We start from the raw sequence: 22,077 nt of genomic DNA, 5'->3' as shown, positions 1-22,077 counted from the left end.
GCGCACGCGGACGCGTGCCGAGGCCCGACGGCTCGCGCGGCGCCGCTCACAACGTCGTGACCAGCTCACGCAGGACGGGCAGGCTCACCGAACCCGACCCGAGCACCACGTCGTGGAATGACTTGATGTCGAAGTCCGCGCCGAGTCGTTCGGTGGCCGCCACCCGCTGCCGCTGGATCTCCAGCTGGCCGACCTTGTAGGCGACCGCCTGCCCCGGCATCGCGATGTAGCGGTCCACCTCCACGGTGATCTGGGCCAGCCCGACCGGCGCGTTGGCCACCATGAAATCGATGGCCTGCTGTCTGCTCCAGCCCTTCACGTGCAAACCGGTGTCGACCACAAGCCGGCAGGAGCGCCAGGAGTCGCCCGCCAGCATGCCGAGGCGTCCGAGGTCGTCCTCGTACAAACCCATCTCGTCGGCCAGCCGCTCGGTGTAGAGCGCCCACCCTTCGACGAACGCGGTGTTGGCGAACGATTGGCGCTGGAAGCGCGGCAGGTGGTCGAGCTCGTTGGCGATGGTGAGCTGCAGGTGGTGGCCGGGAATCGCCTCGTGGTAGGCCACCGACGCCGTCTCCCACCGGCCGCGGCCGGTGGGATGGTGCTGGTTGACGAAGTAAGTGCCCGGCCGCGACCCGTCGGCGGCGGGCGGAAAGTAATACGCCGCGGGCGAATCCGCGGCCAGGAATTCGGGTATCGGCACGATGTCGCAGGATTCCTTCGGCAGCCGCCCGAACCAGTTGTCCATCTCGGCCGTGGCCAGCGACAGCGCCCGCCGCGCGTCGAACATGATGTGCTCGGCGTCGGCATAGCACAGCTCGGGATCGTCGCGCAGCCTGGCGAATACCTGGTCGAGGTCGCCGGTGCCGAACAGCCGCGCACCCACGGTGGCGTACTCTTCGCGCAGCTTCGCCAGCTCGGCGAGGCCGAGTTCGTGGATCTCCTCCGCGCCGAGGTCGGGCAGCGTGGTGTGGTGGCGCAACAATCGCCCGTAGATGTCCTCGCCGTCGGCGCCGAGCCAGCACAGCCCTGGCTTGTCGTCGGGGCGGCTGACGGGCAGCAGCTCGTCGTACAGCGCGTCGCGGTAGACCTGGAACGCGGGCCGGATGACCTCCCGTGACACCTCGGCCAATTCGGCGCGCCAGGCAGCCTCGCCGTCCCAGCCTTCCGGTCCCGCGAAGGTGACGAACGGGTCGGCGGTGTGGTCGGAGGCCAGGTAGCCGTCGAGCTGGTTGAGCGAGCGCTCGATGGTGATCCGCGCGGGTGTGCGTCCTGCCGCGAGGCCCGACCGGAACCGATCCACGGCCTGCCCGAGCATGTCGCCGAACTGCCGGTAACGCCGCACCAGCGCCAGCGCGTTCTCCGCCCGGGGTGCGTTGGTCTGCGGCGCCACCATCAGCAACAAGGCGTGCACGCCGCCCATCTGGTCGGAGGCCATCTCCACCGGCCGCCACTCCAGATGCTCCACCGCGCCGCTCAACTCGGTCCGCAGCAGGCTGCGGGTGATGCGGTCGGTGGGGCCCAACCGGTCGGCGTCGAGGGCGTCGACCGCGCGCAGCAGGTCGCGCCAGGTCGACAGCAGCCGCTGCTCCGCCTCGACGGACAGATCCTCGATCCGGTCGTCGAATCGGCGGTCGCCGAGCAGGGTCGCCTCGCTCGGCGTCGCCTCGAGCACGCTGTCCCAGTACCGCTCGGCCAGGCCCATCAGCTCGTCATGACCATCCATGGTCACGATCATGCCTCGAGCAAGGCCGCGCGGCACCGAGCTTCGCGGTCCTACCCGACGCCGAGGTAGGCCGATTCGACGGCCGGATCGGTGAGCAGTTCGCGGCCGCCGCCGGTCTTGGTGACCTCACCGGTCTCCATGATGTAGGCACGGTGGCTGCGGGCCAGTGCCTGCTGCGCGTTCTGCTCGACCAGCAGCACGGTGGTGCCCTGCTGATTGATCTCACTGATGATCCGGAAGATCTGCTGGATCACCATGGGTGCCAGGCCCATCGACGGCTCGTCGAGCAGCAGCAGCCGCGGCCGCGACATCAGCGCACGGGCGATGGCCAGCATCTGCTGCTCGCCACCGGAGAGCGTGCCGCCGACCTGTTTGCGCCGCTCGCGCAGCCGCGGAAACAGATCGAATACCCATTCGAGCGTCCGGTCGTACTCGGCCTTCTTCTTGAAACCCCTTCCGTAGCAACCCATATCAAGGTTCTCCTGCACCGTCATGCCGGGGAAGACACCTCGGCCCTCCGGTGCCTGGATCAGCCCGTGGGTCACCCGCTCGTGCGCCTTCATCCGGGTGATGTCGCGGCCCTCGAACAGGATGCGGCCGCGCGTCAACGGCAGCAGCCCGGACATCGCGCGCATGGTCGTCGTCTTGCCCGCGCCGTTGGCACCGAGCAGGGTGACCAGCTCGCCCTCCGACACCCGCAGCGAAATCCCATGCAACGCTTGGATTCTGCCGTAGTTGACGACCATGCCCTCTACCTCGAGCAGCGGAGCGTCCGCACCGGCGGAGTGCTCGTCCGGTTTGCCGAGCACACCGGCCGGCCTGCGCGGCTGCGCCGTCGGCTGCGTGGCCGTTGCCTCGGCCGGTTGGGGCTCACCCGCGTCGGGCGCGCCCTTCCCTGCCGTCTCATTTTCGCTCGCGTCCCGGTCTGATCGGATGACCTCGGTGTCCGGTACACCGAGGTACGCCGCGATCACCGCCGGATTGTCGCGGATCTGCGCAGGCAGCCCGTCGGCGATCTTACGGCCGAACTCCAACACCACGATCCGGTCGGTCACGCCCATGACCAGCCGCATGTCGTGCTCGATCAGCAGCACCGTGAACCCGTCGTCGCGGATCTTGCGGATCAGGTCCATGAGCGCGGACTTCTCGCTCGGGTTGAACCCGGCCGCCGGCTCGTCGAGGCACAGCAGTTTCGGCTCGGTGGCGAGCGCGCGGGCGATCTCCAGCCTGCGCTGATCACCGTAGGACAGGTTGCGCGCCTTCTCCACCGCCCGCGGCGCGATGCCGACGAACTCCAGCAGCGCCATGCCGCGCTCGATCGCGTCGCGTTCCTCGCGCCGATGCCGCGGTGTGCGCAACACCGCGCCGGGCACCGAGGTCTTGTGCCTGGCGTCGGTGCCGACCACGACGTTCTCCAACGCGGTCATCTCACCGAAAAGCCGCACGTTCTGGAACGTGCGCGCGATGCCGAGCCGGGTGATCGCGTTGCGCTTGGTCTTCGTCAGCGGCTTGCCGTCGAAGTACACCAGTCCCGACGCGGGCTGGTAGATACCGGTGATCGCGTTGAAGCAGGTTGTCTTGCCCGCCCCATTGGGGCCGATCAGGCCGAGGATCTCGCCGCGGCGAATCTCGAAGTTCACGTCGTCCAGTGCGGTGAGACCGCCGAACTTCACCGTGAGGCCGTCGGCCCGCAGCAGCGGAGCACCGACGGCGGTCTCGATCTCCCGATGCGGCGCGACGACTTCCGCGACGGTCTCGGCATCGGCCAGATCCGGGATCACGGCGGCCACATCGACCGTGCCCGCGCTCTCGACCTCCGGCTCCGCCGCGTAGCCCGCTGCCATGTCCTCGTTGTCGAACAGCGCGTCACCCGCGCACGGCCCGGTCATCGCCCCGCTCCCATCGGCTCGCTCACAACCGGTCTGCGCACGGCCTGGTACACCTGCCTGCCGTAGGTGAGCAGCTTCTGCCGCACCGGGAACAGACCCTGCGGACGCAGAATCATCATCACCACCAAAGCGATTCCGAAGTACAGATATTTGAGGTCACCCAGCGACTGCGCACCGCCCTTGCGGAAAAGCAGCACGCTGCCGAGCAACAGCAGCGCCAGTACGCCGGTGACCACCATGCCGGTGATCACACCGCGTCGCGGCCACCCGCCGAGCCGGTCGCCCAGCAGTTTCCGGCCCGCGAACAACGCGACGAACACCACCACGTCGATGATCAGCAGGAGATACCCGGTCGACTCGTCGCTCACCAGGTTCACCGACTGCAACCGCGCGGGCAGATAGGCGATGACGAATGCGCCGAAGATCACCCCGAGCTTGTTGCCCTGGCCACCGATGACCACCGCGCAGAGGAACAGCATCGAGTTGATGATGTTGAATCCGGTCGGGTTGATGAACTGCACCTGACCGGCATAGATCGCGCCGGACATGCCGCCGACCGCGGCGCCGATCATGAAGGCCCACAGCTTGAACTTGAATGTCGGCACGCCCATGATCTCGGCCGCGTCCTCGTCCTCGCGGATGGCGACCCAGGCGCGCCCGACCCTGCTGCGTTCCAGGTTGCCGACCATCAGCAGCACGAGGATCACCAGGACCATGCCGAACCAGTACCAGTAGGTGCCGTAGCTGGCTCGATCCAGGATGTTCGCGCTGTCGGGGTTGCCGCTGTTGCCGCCGGAGAACACACCCTCCGGCTTGCTCGTCGACTCGCCGACATGTGGATAGGCCACGCCGGACAGGCCGAGGCTACCGTTGGTGAGCTCGGTGAGGTTGTCGGCGAGCAGACGGACGATTTCACCGAACCCCAGCGTCACGATCGCCAAGTAGTCACCGCGCAAGCGCAGCGTCGGCGAACCGAGGATCAGACCCGAGACCGCGGTCACCGCGACCGCTATCGGCAGGCACGCCAGCCATGCCCACTTCGGATCCAGCCAGCCGCCGTCGGTCTGATTCCACGGACTATTGGGGCTGGTGAGCAGGCCGACGGTGTAGGCGCCGACGGCGTAGAAACCGACATAGCCGAGGTCGAGCAGGCCCGCCTGCCCGACCACTACGTTCAGCCCGATAGCCAGCAGCGCGTACATCGCCACCTGCGCCATCACCAGGCCGAAGTTGTAGGACGGGGTGTCCAACAGCGGCGGAGGGGACAGCGGGAGCAGCGCAAGGAGAAGGAGGATCGGGACGCCGACGCCCCACTGCGCGGGCCTGCTCAGACCATCCCACCAGGTACGGATCGTGTCGCCGAGGCCGTGTCGCACGGGGTCCGGCGCGGGTTCGGTCGTGTCGGTCATGCGCGTGCCCTTCCGAGACTCTCGCCGAGGATGCCGGTCGGGCGCACCATCAGCACCAGCACGAGCACCACGAACGCGACCACGTCGCGCCACTCGGTGCCGAACAGGATCTGGCCGTACTGCTCGACCACGCCGAGCACGAGGCCGCCGAGCAGCGCGCCGCGTAGGTTGCCGATTCCGCCGAGCACCGCAGCGCTGAAGGCCTTGATGCCGAGGATGAACCCGCCGGAGTAGATGACGCCGTTCGGGATCTTCAGTGTGTACAGCATCGCCGCCGCGCCCGCGAGCACGCCGCCGATGAGGAAGGTCAGCACGATGACCCGTTCCCGCGAAACACCCATCAGCGTCGCGGTGTCGGGGTCCTGGGCCACGGCGCGGATGCCGCGACCGAACTTGGTCCGGTTGATCAGAACCTCGGTGACGATCGCGAGCACCACCGCCGCGATCACGATGAGCAGCATGATGTTGGTGACGTCCGCGCCACCGAAGCTGAACTGCACAGTCGGCTCGACGAGCCGAATCGCCTGCTGCGCGTTGGTGCCACCGAGATCGGGATCGATCTTCGGCAGAACGAAGTGCACCAGTTCCTGGAGCACGAACGACATGCCGATCGCGGTAATCAAAAAGCTGAGCGGCTTGGCACCCCGCCTGCGCAACGGGCGATAGGCCACCCGCTCCAATCCGACAGCCGCGCCGCCGGATATCGCCATACCCACGATCATCGCCAACCCGAGATATACGACGGTCAGTACGACACCCTGGGTGTAGACATCGGGACCAGCGACGAATCCGAAGATCATCAACCCGATCAATTGCCCGAACAAACCGAGCATGAATATTTCCGAGTGGGCGAAATTGATCAGCCGCAATACGCCGTAGACCAAGGTGTAGCCCACGGCTACCAAGGCATAGATGGCGCCGTAGGTCACTCCGTCGACAGTCAGTCGCCAGAAACTATCGATCAACCCGTGATAGTTGAAGTCGATCGAGCCGCCGACGAGTTGTACTACGTCGGCCGATGCCATTGAATTCATTCGTTTTCTGCCCTCATCCATTGCCCACCGAACAACAGCACGTACGGGGATCAGCGCGATCCCCCGTACGTGCTGTATCCGGGATTCGGAGCTACTTGACCTCGTACACCCAGATCAGCGCGTTCGACAGCTCGCCGTTCGGGTCCCACTTGTACTGACGCGCGAGGCCGGCACCGTCGTACGTCCGCACATACTCGAGCAGATCCGGGCGGGTCACCTTGCCGCCGTCGATGCCCTTGGACAGGATCGTGGTCAGGTCGTAGGCCTCGACCGAGTAGACGCCTGGTGCCTGACCGTTGAGTGCCTCGTAGTCCTTGGCGAACTGCTCCGGTGCGGGACCACACGGGCACGACAGCTTCGCGCCCTTGGCCGCACTACCGGCCTGGGCGACGAACTGCGGGTCGTTGGTGCCGTCAGCGGAGACGAAGACCGCCTTCACGCCACCGGACTTCAGCTGCTGGGCCAACGGGGCGGCCTCGGAGTAGTAACCGGAGTAGAAGATGGCGTCCGGATTCGCGCCCGCCACCTTGGTGACCGTCGCGGAGAAGTCCTTGTCGCCCTTTTTGATACTGGCGGCGCACGCCGGGTCAGCGGCGGAGCCGAGTCCCTCGGTGATAGACCTCGCCAGCCCGGTACCGTAATCGGTGTTGTCCTGGATGACGCAGACCTTCTTGTAGCCCGCAGTGTTGAGCAGGTACTTCGCCACCGAAGGGCCCTGGACGTCATCATTGGCCAGACCGCGGAAGAAGCTGGTCCAGCCGTTCTGGGTCAGCGTCGCGTTGGTCGCCGACGCGGTAACCGAGACCAGGCCCGCGTCGCTGAGGATCTTTCCGGTCGCCTTCGTCTCCCCGGAGAACCCGGGACCGACCAAGCCGACGATCGACTTGTCGTTGACGATCTGCGGGATGACCTGGGTGGCCTTCTGCGGGTCGCCCTCGGTGTCGAACTGCTTCAACTCGATCTTGCACCCGGGGTTCGCCTTGTTGTGCTGATCGAGGGCGAGCTTGACGCCGTTCACGATGTTGATGCCGAGCGCGGCATCCGGCCCGGTCAGCGCGCCCGCCATGGCGATGGTCGTGCCGGAGGCGCAGGTCGCCTTGCCGTCGCCCACCGGATCGGCCGCCTTGGCCGTGTCGGCCTTCGGCACCTCCTTGCCCTGCTGGTCCACCTGCATGACCGGCTGAATGGACAGACCACCCGATCCATTGGTGCCCGACGAATCCGAACCGCTGCTCGGGGATTTGTCGCTACAGCCTGTCAGCACCAGCGCGGCGGCAGCGCCGATGACAAGAACACCTCGCGTCGTACGACTCCGGCATGTCGAACTAAGCACGATTCACCTCTAAGTTCTGTGCTCCCCCGGGACCACCGAGGAGGCCGACCACGTCAGCCCGGTCAGAACATAGCGTTGGTACGTTATTTCCGCATCACATTCGCATCATGCAAGCGACACAATGTCGAACTCTTGTTCACGATCGTGTTTCGTCCGAGTAAATTCTCCGGCCGATGCGACAAGCCGATGTCACTTGGGAGCCAGATTCTCCAACACGACCTCGGCGACGGCCTTCATCGTCGTCCGTCGATCCATTGCCGTGCGCTGAATCCACTTGAACGCCTGCGGTTCCGAAAGACCTTGGGTCTGCATAAGCACACCCTTGGCACGCTCCACCAACTTGCGCGTCTCCAGCCGATCGGCCAGATTCGCCACCTCACTCTCCAGCGCCGTGATCTCGTGGAAACGGCTCGCTGCCAATTCGATAGCAGGCACCAGATCCGATTTCGTGAACGGTTTTACCAAGTAGGCCATCGCACCCGCGTCGCGCGCCCGCTCCACCAGATCCCGCTGACTGAACGCGGTCAGAATAACCACAGGGGCAACACGTTTCGACGCGATCTCCGCCGCCGCATCGATACCGTCCCGACGCGGCATCTTCACATCCATGATGACCAGATCCGGCCGGTGTTCCACCGCGAGATCGACCGCCTGCTGGCCATCGCCCGCCTCGCCGACGACCTGATATCCCTCTTCGGTCAGCATCTCGACCAGATCCATGCGAATGAGCGCCTCGTCCTCGGCGACGACGACCCGCTTCGCCCCGGCGTCCCGCTTCGTGCCGGCGCCCCCAGCTGCTGTGCTCATAGGTAGACCCCTCTGGTTCCGATGCCTGTCCCGACACGCCGTGAGACCGGCAGTCGTATCACACGACCAACGGCCGACCATCAGGCTGTCGAGTGATGTAAAGAGTACCTTTCACTTCGGCACAGAACGCATATACCCTGCGGAAACCGCCCCCCTCGCACTGCCGAAGACAGCCCATTCGCTTCCGGCGCACACTACCCGCTATAGTTGCCATCCGGTGCGCCGAGTTGGCGGAACTGGCAGACGCGACGGTCTCAAAAACCGTTGTCCGAAAGGACGTGTGGGTTCGAGTCCCACACTCGGCACTCGCTTTTGGGTGGCCCCTGCTCGCGGAGAACGCTTGCGGGGGCGCTCGTCATTCTTTCTGGGGTGCCACCCCCAGACCCCGCTCAGCGGGGCTACGCCCCCCCGAATCCCGACTTGTGGTTGCGTTATGTGGGATTTCGCGTTTGAGCGGGGCTGCTTCCCGCAGGCGTGTGGGGCCGCTTTCCGCAGGCGTAGTGCAGAACCTTCACAGAGGCGGCCCGTCATTCCTTCTGGCGTGCAACCTCAGGCTCGCTCGACGGGCCGCACCTCCGAATGTTACGAACGGGCGTAGTTGCGTTCATAAATTTCCGGGGAGAATGCCGGTCCGTCCGGGTCACGTTGGGCCTGTGGGCCTCGATTTCCTGCCGTATCGGGTCGTGGCAGAGATTCGTCGGGTGTCTTCACGGGCAGCGCGAAGAGGTCCGCGGCCCTCATCGAACCGTTTCGACCGCTGGATCGTAGTTCCGCGTAGGGTAGGCGGTAGGCCCTCGGCGGAGGTATGCGATGCGGGTGAACAGGACGACCGTCGATCTGTCCGACTATCCAGACCTCGTCGTCATCTACCTGGGGATGCGGGTCAGACGACCACGGGGCATGCTGCGACTACTCGGGCTCGGGCCCAAACTGTATCGCTCACATCAGGATCGACCGGACGGACTGCTCCTGCACGAAGACGTCATCTGGTCGCTGTTCCCACCGCACTGGGGCGCTCGACAGTACTGGCGCGACCTCGACAGCCTCGAAGCATGGACCCGCTCGACGCCACACCGCGACTGGTGGCAACGGTTCCTGCACGACTCCGGCGGCACCGGATTCTGGCACGAGGCGTACTTCGCGCGCGGCGGAATCGACGCCATGTACGACGACATGGACACCGCGACCGGGCTTGCCCGATTCGCGCCCGTGATCGCCTCGCGCGGGCGGGCGTTCTCCACCCGGGGACGCGTCGAGGACAAACTCGCCAAGGTCGCGCCCGTGGTGCCCGAATCCGCGCTGTACGACGACGAACCCGAGTAGTCCCGCTGACGGCAGCGGTCATGTTGTGTATGCACGTCTTGTTCGTCTGCAACGGCAACGTTTGCCGTTCGCTCATTCCGCTGCTGTTGGCGCTCGCCCCACACGAGCAGCTCCCGACAACCGATCCGGGCTGGTGATCCGGCCTGGCGCGGCGCCCGCTCCGCTGGCGACCTTTCTCGCCGCGCAGCGCACGCGCTGACCCGCGCTCGGACACCCGTCGAAAAAACAGCCAGCACCCGGCTGTGTTTAGTTCCGGCCCCGAGGGTTTACACTGCCCGCGGACAGCAACTTCCACCGTTGATGGTTCGACATACGACAGGAATCAGACATGCCGAAAAGAATTTCGGATGTTTCGCTCCATGTTTATGTGACGCCGAAGACCCTCGAACGTGTCGTCGAGACCGTTCGCGAGGTGGTGGACGACCACCTCGCCGACCGCGACGTGTTCGCCTGGCGCTTCACCCTGCCGGTCGACACCGACGACCCGGCCCACATGGCCCTCGAAACTCACTGGCGCGAGCTACATCTCAACCGAGTGCCGGACACCCGGGTCACCTACGAGATCGCACTCAGCCTCGTCGGCGCGCCCGACGAGCTCACCGACGACGACGTGGCCGCGCTGGAACGGCAACTGCTGCACGGAATCTACGCCGTCGCGCGGACCGAGCCCGGACCGGACATGATCCCGGTCTCGATCCGCGCGTCCCAACGCACCGATGTGGATCTCGACATCGATCTCGAACTGCTGTAAAAGGACCTACTCCGCCGATTCCCGCCGGCGCGCGGGGAAGTGGCGGATGAGCCCCTCCTGCACCGTGGTGGCGAGCAGATCGCCGCTGCGGGAGTAGAAACGTCCGGTCGCCAGTCCGCGAGAGCCCGCGGCCACAGGAGACTCGGTGGCATACAGCGCCCACTCGTCGAAACGGAAGGGGCGGTGGAACCAAATCGAGTGATTGATCGTCGCCGCCACGATCCGGTCCAAGCCCCAGGAGAGCCCGTGCGTGGTGATGATCGAGTCCAGCACCGTGGTGTCGGACGAATAACCGAGCGCGGCCACGTGAATCAGCGGGTCGTCGGGTAGCCGGCCGTCCGCGCGCATCCACACCCGGTTGTGGTTGAGCCGCTCCCCCGTGCCCTTCAGGATCCACGCCGGGTCGTTGGTGTAGCGCAGGTCGATCGGGTGCGGCGCATTGACGAACATCTCCAGCTTGTCCTCCAAGCCTTCGAAACTCTCCTCCACCCGCGGCAGCGTCTCCGGATCGGGCACGGCCGGTTGCGCATGCGCGTGCTCGAGTCCCTTACCCCACTCCTGGAACGCGGCGAGCATGACGAACAGCTCTTGCCCGTCCTGGCTGGCGGTGACTGTGCGGTTGGCGAACGCGCGACCGTCCCGGTGGCGGTCCACCCGGTACTCGATCGGCTTCTTCACGTCGCCGCCCCGCACGAAATGCGCGTTGACGGCGTGCACCGGACGGTCACCGACCGTCCGGCCCGCCGCCATGATCGCCTGCGAGACGAGCTGACCGCCGAACGTCCGGCTCCACACCTTCGCGGGGTGCTGGCCGACGAACACGTCCTCGTCCATCTGCTCGAGATCGAGCAGGCCCAGCAGCACGTCCAGGTCGGAGCCCTGCGCGGGCGCCTCCTCGACACCGACGCTACTCAGGGAAGCAGTCACTAATGGTCCTCCTCGCCGATTCGGTGCACGTGGATCAGGTTGGTGGAGCCAACGGTACCCGGCGGGGACCCGGCCACGATGACCACCAGGTCACCCTTTTGGTATCGCTCCATCGACAGAAGTGCTACATCGACCTGGTGGATCATCGCGTCGGTGCTGTTCACCGTCGGCACGATGAAAGTCTCCGTGCCCCAGGTCAGCGCCAGTTGGCTGCGCACTTCCGGCAGCGGCGTGAACGCCAGCAGCGGCAGCGGGGTGTGCAACCGCGCGAGGCGGCGCACCGTGTCGCCCGACTGGGTGAACGCGACCAGCGCCTTGGCGTTGAGCCGCTCGCCGATGTCGCGCGCGGCGTACGAGATCACACCGCGCTTGGTGCGCGGCACGTGGGTCAGCGGGGGCACCTGGGTCGACTCGGTCTCCACCGCGTGCACGATGCGCGCCATGGTGCGCACCGTCTCGATCGGGTACTTACCCACTGAGGTCTCACCCGACAACATCACCGCGTCGGCGCCGTCGAGCACCGCGTTCGCCACGTCCGAGGCTTCGGCGCGGGTCGGGCGGGAGTTCTCGATCATCGACTCCAGCATCTGGGTCGCCACGATGACCGGCTTGGCGTTCTCGCGGGCCATCTGGATGGCGCGCTTCTGCACAATCGGCACCTGCTCGAGCGGCAGCTCGACGCCGAGGTCACCGCGGGCGACCATCACCGCGTCGAAGGCCAACACCACGGCCTCCAGGTTGTCGATCGCCTCAGGCTTCTCCAGCTTGGCGATCACCGGCACCCGGCGGCCCACTCGGTCCATCACGTCGTGCACCAGCTCGACGTCGGAGGGGGACCGCACGAACGACAGCGCGATGAAGTCGACGCCGAGCTTCAGCGCGAACTCGAGGTCCTCGATGTCCTTGTCCGACAGCGCGGGCACCGACACGTCCATACCGGGCAGCGAGACGCCTTTGTTGTTCGAGACCGGACCGCCCTCGGTCACCCGGCACACCACGTCGTTGGCTTCGACCCGGGTGACGGTGACACCCACCTTGCCGTCATCGACCAGCAGCCGGTCGCCGGGCTTGGCGTCCTTGGCCAGCTCCTTGTAGGTGGTGGACACCCGGTCGTGGGTCCCTTCGACGTCGTCGACGGTGATGCGGACCTCTTCGCCCGTCGCCCAGACGGTCTTACCCTCGATGAAGCGGCCGAGGCGGATCTTCGGGCCCTGCAGGTCGGCGAGAATGCCCACCGCTCTGCCGAGGTGGTCCGAGGCCTGACGCACCTTCTTGTAGTTCTCGGCATGGTCCGAGTGTTCGCCATGGCTGAAGTTCAGCCGAGCCACGTCCATACCGCTCTCGACGAGTTCGCGGATACGGTCCTCGGTGGCAGTGGCCGGGCCGAGCGTGCACACAATCTTCGTCCGTCGCATCACGGGTAGAGCCTAGTCCCGCCTGGTGCCCGGGTCGTCTCCCGGCCATGGTGAAAGCTTGATGAAAAATATGAACGGGCAGTACAGACCGTTGATCATCGGGCCACATGGCGGGCAAGCCGAGTTTCCAGCCTGGTCTGCCCGAATCCGAGGACCACGCAGATGACCCAGTAGTAGATCGCCGCGACTCCGTACAGCGCGAAGAAATCGAAGGTCGGCGCGGCCGCCAGCTGCGCGACCCGCAGTAGCTCGGTCACCAGGATGGTCGAGGCCAGCGAGGTGTCCTTCACCAGCGAGATGAGTGTGTTGGACAGCGGCGGCACCGCGATCCGTGACGCCTGCGGCAGGATGATCAGCCGCATCATCATCGGGTATGACATGCCCAGCGCCTCGGCCGCTTCCCACTGCCCGTCCGCGACGCTGAGAATGGCTGCGCGCACCACCTCGGCCGCATAGCCGCCGACGTTGAGACTGAACGCGATCACCGCTGCGGGGAACGGGTCGATCACGATGTCGAACTGCGGCAGCGCGTAGAACACGATGAACAGCTGTACCAGCAGCGGCGTGCCGCGAATGATCGAGATATAGAAGCGGGCCGCCGCCGACAGCGGCCACACCGGCGACATCCTGGCCAGCGCGACGAACAGCGCGATCACCAGGCCGACGGCGAAGCTGATCGCGGTCAGCGGAATGGTCTTGGTGAGCGTGGCCTGCAGCATCGGCCACAGGTTGTGCCAGATGAGATCTCTCGTGGCGGCGTCCATGAGCGGAATCGGCTACCGGCTGACGTCGGTGCCGAAGTACTTATCGGAGATCTTCGCCAGGGTGCCATCGGCGCGCAGCTGATCGAGCGCCTTGTCCACGTCGGCGATCAGCGCGTCGTCCTTGCGGGCGGCGAAAGCCTGCTGGCTCACCGCTCCCGTCCTGCCCGCGATCTTCACGGTGGTGTCTCCGGTCTTCTTGGTGTACTCGGCGACGGCGAGGTTGTCGTTGACGGTGGCGTCGACACGGCCGTTCTTCAGCAGCTGGACGGCTTGCACGAAGCCCTCCACGGCCTCGACCTTCGCGCCCGCGTCGGTGGCGACCTTGCTCCAGTTGCTCGTGGCCGACTGAGCGCAGGTCTTGCCGCTCAGGTCGGCGAGGGTGGCGATGGCGTTGTTGTCGGCGCGGGTGACGATCACGCCCGCCGAGGTGGTGTAGGGCGTGGACAGCGCGTATTTGTTCTTGCGCTCGTCGCTCACCGTCACCTGGTTGGCGACCAGCGCGAACCGCTTGGACTCCAGACCGGCGAAGATGGCGTCCCACGGTGTCTGCACGAACTCGACCTTCTTGCCGAGCTTGTCGCCGACCGCCTGGATCACCTCGACGTCGTAGCCGGTGAGCTTACCGTCGGAACCCTGGAAGCTGAACGGCGAGTAGGTGCCCTCGGTGCCGACCTTCAACACATTAGGGTCGCTGCTGCCGCAGGCGCTGAGCCCACTGGCGGCGACGATGACGAGCATGGCGGCGGCGAGCAGACTGCGACGCACGGGGGTATCCCTCTCTCCGGTGCGTGGAACTCCACACACGACACGCAAAATCCGGCCCATGCTACGCCCGGTCCTGTGCGATGGACAGTATCTCGATCATCGTGCGCCGCACGGTTGTGCTCGTTGATTTCGCATCCGTGTACGCGAGGAGGCGGGCACGTCGTGCCCGCCTCCTCGTCGTGTCGATGCCCCGCAATCAGTCGCGCAGCGGGCGACCGTAAGGATCAGGCACCTTGCCGACCAGGATCATGATGCCGTCGATGAGGCCCCAGATGCCGCCGAGGCCGCAGGTAAAGATGGTGACCAGCAGTTGGGCGACGCCCAGGCCGGTATAGCCGAGGTAGAAGCGGCCGACGCCGAAACTGCCGATGAAGATCTGCAGCATGCCCGCGATCATCTTCTGCTTGTCCGACAGCGGCACACCGTAGGGGTCCCGACCCCACGGCGCCTCCGGGTCGTTCGGGTTGTAGCCCTGTGGGCTGCCGACGTACGGCGCGGGTGGGTAGCCGCCGGGCTGCTGACCGTACTGCGGTTGACCGTACGGGTCAGCGGGCTGCCCGTACTGGGGCTGACCGTACGGGTCAGCGGGCTGACCATACTGGGGCTGACCGTACGAGGCAGCGGGCTGGCCCTGCTGCTGGGCGTAGGGATCCGACGGTGGGCTGTACTGCGGCTGACTCGGCGCGTCCTGCGGCTTGTTCAAGTCCGGACCCGTACCGGGCGGGCCGTACTGCGGACCGCCGACTCCTGGGTTCTGCTGGTAAGGGTCGGTCACTCATGTCCTCCTCATTCGTGCGGGCACCCTTGTCGGCCCCCGATATTGATGAACCGCCGGGATACCGCTTCCGACGACCCGAGTCATTGTTACCGGGATCGCCGGGATTGTCGCCCCTGGGCATTCGGCGCTCGCAGCGGTTATCGCCACGCGTCCCCTGTTCGTTGCCGTAGACGAAATCCAGGGATGGCGGTAACGGTCGGACGCGCGGCCTCGTCAATCAGTCCCGTCGGGACCGGTCCTATCGGGTTCAGCCACGGAGGGCTTACCCATTTCGACGGTCCCGCCGGGCGCGGGCGCCTCGGCGTCGGCGGACGCATTCGCGCTGGAGTCGTTGTCGGTCTGCCCGTCCACCTGAGCATCGGATGTCCCCGAGCCGTCTTCGCCCCTGCTGTCAGCGGTGCCCTCGTCGGAGGCGGCTGCGCCCGACGCCTTTTCCGACGCCGCAGCATCATCGGGTGCTGCCGCCTCCGCCGACGTGGCCGTCCCTCCGGGCTGCAACTGTGCGGCGGTCTCGCGTCCTTTTGTCGCGAATACGAAGTAGGCCACAGCGGCCAGGAACACCACCGCGGAGGTGAACGAGTTGATCCGGATGCCCGCGATCTTTGTCGCCTCGTCGTCGCGCATCAGCTCGACGAAGAATCGTCCGAAACAGTAGCCCACGACGTACAGCGCGAACAGGCGACCGTGCCCGATCCTGAAGCGCTTGTCCACGAACACCAGCAGCGCGACGACGAGCAGGTTCCAGATCAGCTCGTACAGGAAGGTGGGATGCACGATCTTGTCGACCACCCCCGTCGAGACACCGTTCATCAGGTCGAGCTGTCCGTCGTCGCCGACCCGGCGGAAGATCTGCAATCCCCACGGCACGTCGGTTTCGCGGCCGTACAACTCCTGGTTGAAGTAGTTGCCGAGCCGGCCGATGGCCTGAGCGAGCAGGATCGGCGGAGCGACCGCGTCACCCAACGCGGGCAATGGGATTCGGTACACTCGGCAGCCGATCCATGCGCCGACGCCACCGAGCAGCACCGCGCCCCAGATGCCGAGTCCGCCCTGATAGATCTTCAGCGCGTCGACCGGATTCCCGCCCGAGCCGAAGTACTTCTGCCAGTCGGTGGCCACATGGTAGAGCCTGCCGCCGATGAGACCGAACGGCACGGCGAACATGGCGACATCCAGAATCGCGCCGGGCTGGCCGCCGCGTTCGCGCCAGCGCCGCTCGCCCCACCAGATCGCGACGATGATGCCGAGGATGATGCATAGGGCATAGGCTCGCAGCGGGAACGGCCCGATATGCCACACACCCTGCGAGGGGCTGGGAATGTAGGCCAGCACGGCGCCGCTGACGCCGCCGTCGGCCAGGACACTGTCTGCCAGGACTCGTAAGGTCACGGGGCCACGGTAGCGGAGATCCTCACTCTCGCCGCCACCACCGCACCCCCTCTGCCGCGGCGGGGCCCAGCGTCGCGGCACCGAGCGCGGTGCGGACGGTCGGCTCACCCGGGTCGAGACGGCGACCATCGGTGCGAGAATCAAGAATACGACGAGGCTCGCCGCCGAAGTCAGTCATGCCGGCCGGTCGACGCACAATCGTCCTACGACGGCGGAAGCGGCGCGGTTCACCGCCTCGCTCGGAGTGGCTACGACGCGACGGTCGCCGAGCGCACGCCTTCGGCAAGCTCGGCAGTGAGGGCGCGGACCGCGTCCAGCCCCTCGGCCGCGGCGCTCACCAGCGCCGAGCCGACGATGACTCCGTCCGCGTACGAGGCGATTTCCGCGGCCTGAGCCCCCGAGCGCACACCAAGGCCGACGCCGATCGGGATGTCGGAGTTGGCGCGGATACGCGCGCACAGCGCGGGCGCTGCCGAGGACACCGCGTCGCGGGCTCCGGTGACACCCATCGTCGAGGCCGCGTACACGAAGCCGCGGCTGGCCTCGAGCGTCTTCACCAGCCGCTCCTCCGTGGACGATGGCGCGACCAGGAAGATGCGGTCCAGGTTGTGCGTGGCCGAGGCGACGAACCAGTCGTCGGCCTCCTCCGGGATCAGGTTCGGGGTGATGATGCCCGAGCCGCCCGCGGCAGCCAGATCGCGCGCGAAGCGGTCGACGCCGTACTGGAGCACCGGATTCCAGTAGCTCATCACCACGGCCTTGCCTCCCGCACCGGTGACCGCCTCGACCACAGAGAATGCGTCGCGGACCCGGACGCCGCCGCGCAGCGCCTGCTCGGCGGCGGCCTGAATGGTCGGGCCGTCCATCACGGGATCGGAGTAGGCGACACCGACTTCGATGATGTCACAACCGGATTCGACCATCGCGCGGACGACCTCGATCGAACCGGCAAGGTCGGGGAAGCCCGCGGGCAGATAGCCGATCAGCGCGGCGCGGGCATCGGCGCGGCAGGCCGCGAAGGTGTTGGCGAGGCGGGACTGCTGGCTCACTGGTGCGTTTCCTTCGGCTCGGTCTCGTCATCGAACAGCCGGAACCACCGCGCCGCCGTGTCCATGTCCTTGTCACCCCGGCCGGAGAGATTCACCAGGATGATCGCGCCCGGGCCGAGCTCCTTGCCTAGTTGCAGCGCGCCCGCTACCGCATGTGCGGACTCGATCGCCGGGATGATGCCCTCGGCGCGGCTGAGCAGCAGCAGCGCGTCCATCGCCTCGGTGTCGGTGACCGGCCGGTACTCGGCACGCCCGATGTCTTTGAGGTAGGCGTGCTCGGGGCCGACGCCCGGGTAGTCCAGGCCCGCCGAGATCGAGTGTGACTCGATGGTCTGGCCGTCCGCGTCCTGCAGCAAGTAGGAGTAGGCGCCCTGGAAGGCGCCCGGCGTTCCGCCGGTAAAGGTGGCCGCGTGGCGTCCGGTTTCGACGCCGTCACCGGCAGCCTCGTAGCCGATCAGACGCACCTCGGCGTCGTCGAGGAAGGCGTGGAAGATGCCGATGGCGTTGGAGCCGCCGCCGACGCAGGCGGCGACCGCGTCGGGCAGCCTGCCGGTCGACGCCTGCACTTGAGCGCGGGCCTCCAAGCCGACGACGCGCTGGAAATCGCGCACCATCATCGGGAACGGGTGCGGGCCCGCGGCGGTGCCGAAGCAGTAGTAGGTGTCCTCGGCGTTGGTCACCCAGTCGCGCAGCGCCTCGTTGATGGCGTCCTTCAGGGTCTGCGAGCCGGAGCGCACCGAAACCACTTCGGCGCCGAGCAGCCGCATGCGGGCCACGTTCAGCGCCTGACGCGCGGTGTCGACGGCGCCCATGTAGACCACGCAGTCCAAGCCCAGCAGCGCACACGCGGTCGCGGTGGCGACACCGTGCTGGCCCGCCCCGGTCTCGGCGATCACCCGCTTCTTGCCCATTCGCTTGGCGAGCAGGGCTTGGCCGAGCACATTGTTGATCTTGTGCGAACCGGTGTGGTTCAGGTCCTCGCGCTTGAGCAGGATGCGCGCGCCACCCGCGTGCTCGGCGAGACGCTTGCATTCGAACACCGGCGAGGGACGGCCGGTGTAGTCGCGCTGCAACCGATCGAGCTCGTTGAGGAAGGACTCGTCGATGCGTGACTTCTCGTACTCGACGGTGACCTCCTCGATCACCGCCATCAGCGCCTCGGGGACGTGCCGTCCGCCGTAGACGCCGAAGTGCCCGCCCGTGTCCGGCTCGTGACCGCTGCGCTGGGCGACGCCGTCGCTCGCCTGAGGTAACGACCCCACTCCTGTCACCGGCCCCGCCGCGCGGGCTTAGGGCAGGACGGATGGGTACCCGCGGTCACCAGCTCGGACACAGCGGCGCGGGGATCGCCGCTGGTCACCAAACCCTCGCCGACGAGAACGGCGTCCGCGCCCGCGCCCGCGTAGGCCAGCAGGTCAGCGGTGCCGCGAATGCCGGACTCGGCGATCCGGATGACCTCGGTGGGCAGGCCGGGCGCGATCCGCGCGAACACGTCACGGTCGACCTCGAGCGTCTTGAGGTCGCGGGCGTTCACGCCGATCACGGAGGCACCCGCCTCGAGCGCGCGATCGGCTTCCTCCTCGGTGTGCACTTCGACCAGCGCGGTCATACCCAGCGATTCGGTGCGGTCGATCAGCGAGGACAGCACGTCCTGCTCCAGCGCCGCGACGATCAGCAGGATGACGTCCGCGCCGTGCGCGCGAGCCTCGTGGATCTGGTACGGGCCGACGACGAAGTCCTTGCGCAGGATCGGGATGTTCACCGTGGCACGGACCGCGTCCAAATCGTCCAGTGACCCGTTGAAGCGGCGGCTCTCGGTGAGCACGCTGATGATCCGGGCGCCGCCGTCCTCGTAGGCTTTGGCCAGGCTCGCCGGGTCCGGGATGTCCGCGAGTTCGCCCTTGGACGGACTGGCCCGCTTGACCTCGGCGATGACGCCGATGCCGTCTTCGAGGAGCGCGGCGCGGGCGTCCAACGGCGCGGGCGCCGCGGCAGCCTTGGCCTTGACCGCCTGGAAGTCGAGAAGGGCTTCCCGAGCGGCCACATCCGCGCGGACCCCGTCGAGAATCGAGTCGAGTACCGTCATCTGGCTCGAATCCTTTCTGGGGAGACGGACTTGCTACCTGAGAATCCCCCCAGGCGCTGTCTCACCGATGCTGACAAAGAATAAATGGAAGGACCCGCCGCCTTTGCGCCGGGGTTTGTGTTGGACCACGTGGAAGGGCCTGGCACAAGGTAAGACCCGTCACAGCCGCCACGCTGGAGCAGGTCAGCGTTCATGTCTGCCCGCTTTGCCGGATCCGGATCGTCCGTCCGGAGGGGCTGACTCCTCGGTCGGGTCGGTGCCCGCGTCCAGCGCGTCCCACAGCACGCGCTCCGACAGCTGAGACGGCGGCTCAGCCTCCGAAATCTCCGTACGCCGCTGGGTGACCTCCGCCGTGGCGGCGGCGCGCCGGAAGACGGGGTTGTCGTACTTGCCGGACAGGCGCCCGGTCTCGGCGGGCATGCGGGTCAACAGGGCGCCCGCCGCGAACGCCGCGATCGCGCCGAGCAACGCGAGCACGGCCGGGAACGCCGACGCCGTCGCCTCCCCCACCTGCGCGCGGGCCGGGAGTTCAGCGAGTTCGGCGGCGCGTTCGGCGATCTTGCCGGAGTTGGTCAGCAGCGCGAACGCCGGCACCGCGGCCACCGCGGCGACCAGCGCGATGAGCACGCCGACCACGCGGCGCAGCCAGCCCCTCGTGGCCAGCACGGTCGCGATCGAGGCGAGCAGCACCAGTGCCAGCGGCGTCAGCGCGCCGAACCACACACCGCCGTTGAGCTGGTCGGTGCGCGGCTGGGTGAGGCCGTCGGAGGAGGTAACCGTCACCCAGGTCATCCGGGAGGAGCCCCAGAGCGCGGTGGCGGCCAGCGCGAGCAGCACGACGGGGCCGACCGGATACCTGCGGCCGGATCCGGTGTCGGCGCTGGTGGCCGCCCCGGAATCGTTCGGTGGCGGGATGAATGCCCGCCCGACTTCGGCGTCCGCCTCGGTCGCGTGCTCCCGGGTGGTGCCCGGTTCACCGTCGGGGTCGGCCGTCATCGGGCTCCGCCGTTCGCCGCACGCGGCTCCGCGCCGTAGGCCCGGACCGTCTCGGCCGCCGCGATCGCCTTCAACACCGCCATCGCCTTGTTGCGCGATTCGACGTCTTCGTAATCGGGGTCCGAGTCCGCGACCACGCCCGCGCCGGCCTGGACGTAGGCCGTGCCGTCCTTCAGCAATGCCGTGCGGATGGCGATCGCGGTGTCCGCGTCACCAGCGAAGTCCAAGTAACCTACGACACCGCCGTAGACGCCGCGGCGGGTCGGCTCCAGCTCCTCGATCAGCTCCATCGCCCGCACCTTGGGCGCGCCGGAGAGCGTGCCCGCCGGGAAGCAGGCCCGCACCGCGTCCAACGCGATCCGGCCGGACGCCAGCTGACCCGACACCGTCGACACCAGGTGCATGACGTGGCTGTACCGCTCGATGTGCCGATACTCGGTGACCCGCACGGTGCCCGGCTCGCACACCCTGCCCAAATCGTTGCGGCCCAGATCGACGAGCATGAGGTGCTCGGCGTTCTCCTTCTCGTCGGCGAGCAGGCCCTTCTCCAGCAGCAAGTCCTCCTCCTCGCTGACGCCGCGCCAGCGGGTGCCTGCGATCGGATGGGTCGTCGCGACACCGTCTTTCACGGTCACCAGCGATTCCGGGCTGGACCCGACGATCGAGAACGCGGTGCCACCCTCGCCGTCCGGGATGTGCAGCAGATACATGTACGGGCTCGGGTTCGAGGCGCGCAGCATCCGGTACAGGTCCAGCGGCGCGCCGTCGTAATCCATTTCGAAGCGCTGCGACAGCACCACCTGGAACGCCTCGCCCGCCTCGATCTCCTTGACCAGGCGACGCACGCCGGCGCCGAACTCCTCGGTGGTACGCCTGCGCCGGTACCGCGGTTCGGGCTTGTCGAACACCGAAACGGTGGAATCGGCCGGCGCGCCGAGCGCCTCGGTCATCCGGTCCAGCCTGGCCACCGCGTCGTCGTAGGCCTCATCGGCCCGCTCGGTGGTGCCGTTCCAGTTGACCGCGTTGGCGATCAGCGTGATCGCGCCCTCGTGGTGGTCGAACGCGGCCAGGTCGGTGGCCAGCAGCAGCACCATCTCCGGCAGTCGCAGGTCGTCCAGCGCCAGGCTCGGAAGGCGCTCGATCCTGCGCACCGCGTCGTAGCCCAGGTAGCCGACCATGCCGCTGGTCAGTGGAGGAAGGCCGGGAAACCGCTCGGTCCGCAACAGTTCCAGGGTCTCGCGCAGCGCGACCAGCGGATCGCCGCCGGAGGGCGCGTCGGCCGGGATATGGCCCAGCCAGGCGGCCTCGCCGTCGACGACGGTCAGCGCCGACGGGCTGCCCGCGCCGATGAACGACCAGCGCGACCAGGACCGTCCGTTCTCCGCGGACTCGAACAGGAAGGTGCCCGCCCGGTCACCGGCCAGCTTCCGGTAGGTCGACAGCGGAGTTTCGGAGTCCGCCAGAACCTTTCGGGTCACCGGGACAACCCGGTGCTCCGCGGCCAGCTGATGGAACTGTTCGCGGGTCGTGGTGGTGGGAGTGGACGCGCCTGGCATGCGCTCATCATCCCAGGTGGGGTCGACACGGCGGTCGGCGGTGTCGGTGACTGCGACAGCACAGGCCGACGAGCCCGACAAAT

At 67.1% G+C, this 22,077-nt stretch carries 19 protein-coding genes, 1 tRNA gene and 1 pseudogene; 3 read left to right on the top strand and 18 right to left on the bottom strand.

The annotated features are described in order from the left end of the window. Positions 1-46: 46 nt before the first annotated feature. From AB0H00_RS21325 to AB0H00_RS21295, 7 genes and pseudogenes are all read right to left on the bottom strand, one after another. Complete coding sequence (locus AB0H00_RS21325) at positions 47-1,723, bottom strand: DUF885 domain-containing protein (RefSeq protein ID WP_357268605.1); 1,677 nt, start codon at positions 1,721-1,723, stop codon at positions 47-49. Between the two features lie 50 nt (positions 1,724-1,773). Beyond that, on the bottom strand, positions 1,774-2,469 hold the full coding sequence (locus tag AB0H00_RS21320) for an ABC transporter ATP-binding protein (protein WP_357268783.1): 696 nt from the start codon (positions 2,467-2,469) through the stop codon (positions 1,774-1,776). A 189-nt stretch (positions 2,470-2,658) separates the two neighbouring features. Then, positions 2,659-3,612 (bottom strand): annotated as a pseudogene (locus tag AB0H00_RS21315) (ABC transporter ATP-binding protein); the annotation flags it as partial. Then, positions 3,609-5,021, bottom strand: a complete 1,413-nt coding sequence (locus AB0H00_RS21310) for a branched-chain amino acid ABC transporter permease (protein WP_357268603.1) — start codon at positions 5,019-5,021, stop codon at positions 3,609-3,611. The pseudogene AB0H00_RS21315 and the gene AB0H00_RS21310, both read right to left, overlap by 4 nt. Beyond that, positions 5,018-6,055 carry a branched-chain amino acid ABC transporter permease gene (locus AB0H00_RS21305; protein WP_357268601.1) on the bottom strand — a complete coding sequence of 346 codons (1,038 nt, stop codon included), beginning with the start codon at positions 6,053-6,055 and terminating at the stop codon, positions 5,018-5,020. Before AB0H00_RS21305 ends, AB0H00_RS21310 begins: the two co-directional genes overlap by 4 nt. A gap of 91 nt (positions 6,056-6,146) precedes the next feature. Next, complete coding sequence (locus AB0H00_RS21300; protein WP_357268599.1) at positions 6,147-7,388, bottom strand: branched-chain amino acid ABC transporter substrate-binding protein; 1,242 nt, start codon at positions 7,386-7,388, stop codon at positions 6,147-6,149. 189 nt (positions 7,389-7,577) lie between these two features. Further along, positions 7,578-8,195 carry an ANTAR domain-containing response regulator gene (locus AB0H00_RS21295; RefSeq protein ID WP_357268597.1) on the bottom strand — a complete coding sequence of 206 codons (618 nt, stop codon included), beginning with the start codon at positions 8,193-8,195 and terminating at the stop codon, positions 7,578-7,580. Between the two features lie 221 nt (positions 8,196-8,416). On the opposite strand from AB0H00_RS21295, the gene AB0H00_RS21290 reads away from it, so the two are divergent. From AB0H00_RS21290 to AB0H00_RS21280, 3 genes are all read left to right on the top strand, one after another. Next, a tRNA-Leu gene (locus AB0H00_RS21290) sits at positions 8,417-8,500 on the top strand. 505 nt (positions 8,501-9,005) lie between these two features. Then, on the top strand, positions 9,006-9,518 hold the full coding sequence (locus AB0H00_RS21285; RefSeq protein WP_357268595.1) for a DUF4188 domain-containing protein: 513 nt from the start codon (positions 9,006-9,008) through the stop codon (positions 9,516-9,518). Between the two features lie 328 nt (positions 9,519-9,846). Then, the gene (locus AB0H00_RS21280) at positions 9,847-10,269 is read left to right on the top strand and encodes a hypothetical protein (protein WP_357268593.1); all 423 of its coding nucleotides are present in this window, start codon (positions 9,847-9,849) and stop codon (positions 10,267-10,269) included. 6 nt (positions 10,270-10,275) lie between these two features. Here the strand turns inward: AB0H00_RS21280 and AB0H00_RS21275 are convergent, their stop codons facing one another. The 11 genes from AB0H00_RS21275 to AB0H00_RS21225 all read right to left on the bottom strand — a co-directional run bounded on the left by AB0H00_RS21275 (position 10,276) and on the right by AB0H00_RS21225 (position 21,994). Continuing rightward, on the bottom strand, positions 10,276-11,103 hold the full coding sequence (locus AB0H00_RS21275; protein WP_357268780.1) for an acyl-CoA thioesterase II: 828 nt from the start codon (positions 11,101-11,103) through the stop codon (positions 10,276-10,278). A 92-nt stretch (positions 11,104-11,195) separates the two neighbouring features. Beyond that, positions 11,196-12,614: a pyruvate kinase gene (gene pyk, locus AB0H00_RS21270; protein ID WP_357268591.1), complete on the bottom strand. Its 1,419-nt coding sequence runs from the start codon at positions 12,612-12,614 to the stop codon at positions 11,196-11,198. A 92-nt stretch (positions 12,615-12,706) separates the two neighbouring features. Continuing rightward, entirely contained in the window at positions 12,707-13,375 is a 669-nt protein-coding gene (locus AB0H00_RS21265) for an amino acid ABC transporter permease (RefSeq protein WP_357268589.1), read from the bottom strand. Between the two features lie 12 nt (positions 13,376-13,387). Further along, complete coding sequence (locus tag AB0H00_RS21260) at positions 13,388-14,113, bottom strand: amino acid ABC transporter substrate-binding protein (RefSeq protein WP_357268778.1); 726 nt, start codon at positions 14,111-14,113, stop codon at positions 13,388-13,390. Positions 14,114-14,336: 223 nt separating this feature from the next. Beyond that, entirely contained in the window at positions 14,337-14,915 is a 579-nt protein-coding gene (locus tag AB0H00_RS21255) for an NINE protein (RefSeq protein WP_357268587.1), read from the bottom strand. Between the two features lie 216 nt (positions 14,916-15,131). Further along, positions 15,132-16,307: a prolipoprotein diacylglyceryl transferase gene (gene lgt / locus AB0H00_RS21250; RefSeq protein WP_357268585.1), complete on the bottom strand. Its 1,176-nt coding sequence runs from the start codon at positions 16,305-16,307 to the stop codon at positions 15,132-15,134. 248 nt (positions 16,308-16,555) lie between these two features. Next, positions 16,556-17,356: a tryptophan synthase subunit alpha gene (trpA, locus tag AB0H00_RS21245; protein WP_357268583.1), complete on the bottom strand. Its 801-nt coding sequence runs from the start codon at positions 17,354-17,356 to the stop codon at positions 16,556-16,558. Further along, positions 17,353-18,627 (bottom strand): tryptophan synthase subunit beta, encoded by a 1,275-nt coding sequence (gene trpB, locus AB0H00_RS21240; protein WP_357268580.1) that lies wholly within the window; start codon positions 18,625-18,627, stop codon positions 17,353-17,355. Before trpB ends, trpA begins: the two co-directional genes overlap by 4 nt. Next, positions 18,624-19,442, bottom strand: a complete 819-nt coding sequence (gene trpC, locus AB0H00_RS21235) for an indole-3-glycerol phosphate synthase TrpC (protein WP_357268579.1) — start codon at positions 19,440-19,442, stop codon at positions 18,624-18,626. The genes trpB and trpC overlap by 4 nt, the downstream gene beginning before the upstream one ends. A 183-nt stretch (positions 19,443-19,625) precedes the next feature. Next, on the bottom strand, positions 19,626-20,438 hold the full coding sequence (locus AB0H00_RS21230; protein ID WP_357268577.1) for a TIGR02234 family membrane protein: 813 nt from the start codon (positions 20,436-20,438) through the stop codon (positions 19,626-19,628). After that, positions 20,435-21,994 carry an anthranilate synthase component I gene (locus AB0H00_RS21225; RefSeq protein WP_357268575.1) on the bottom strand — a complete coding sequence of 520 codons (1,560 nt, stop codon included), beginning with the start codon at positions 21,992-21,994 and terminating at the stop codon, positions 20,435-20,437. Before AB0H00_RS21225 ends, AB0H00_RS21230 begins: the two co-directional genes overlap by 4 nt. Between the last annotated feature and the right edge of the window lie 83 nt (positions 21,995-22,077).

This window comes from Nocardia sp. NPDC023852 (assembly GCF_040639505.1).
In the GTDB taxonomy this organism is placed as follows: domain Bacteria; phylum Actinomycetota; class Actinomycetes; order Mycobacteriales; family Mycobacteriaceae; genus Nocardia.
Note: the sequence above shows the minus strand (reverse complement) of the source record. Positions and strands in the feature narration are given on the sequence as shown.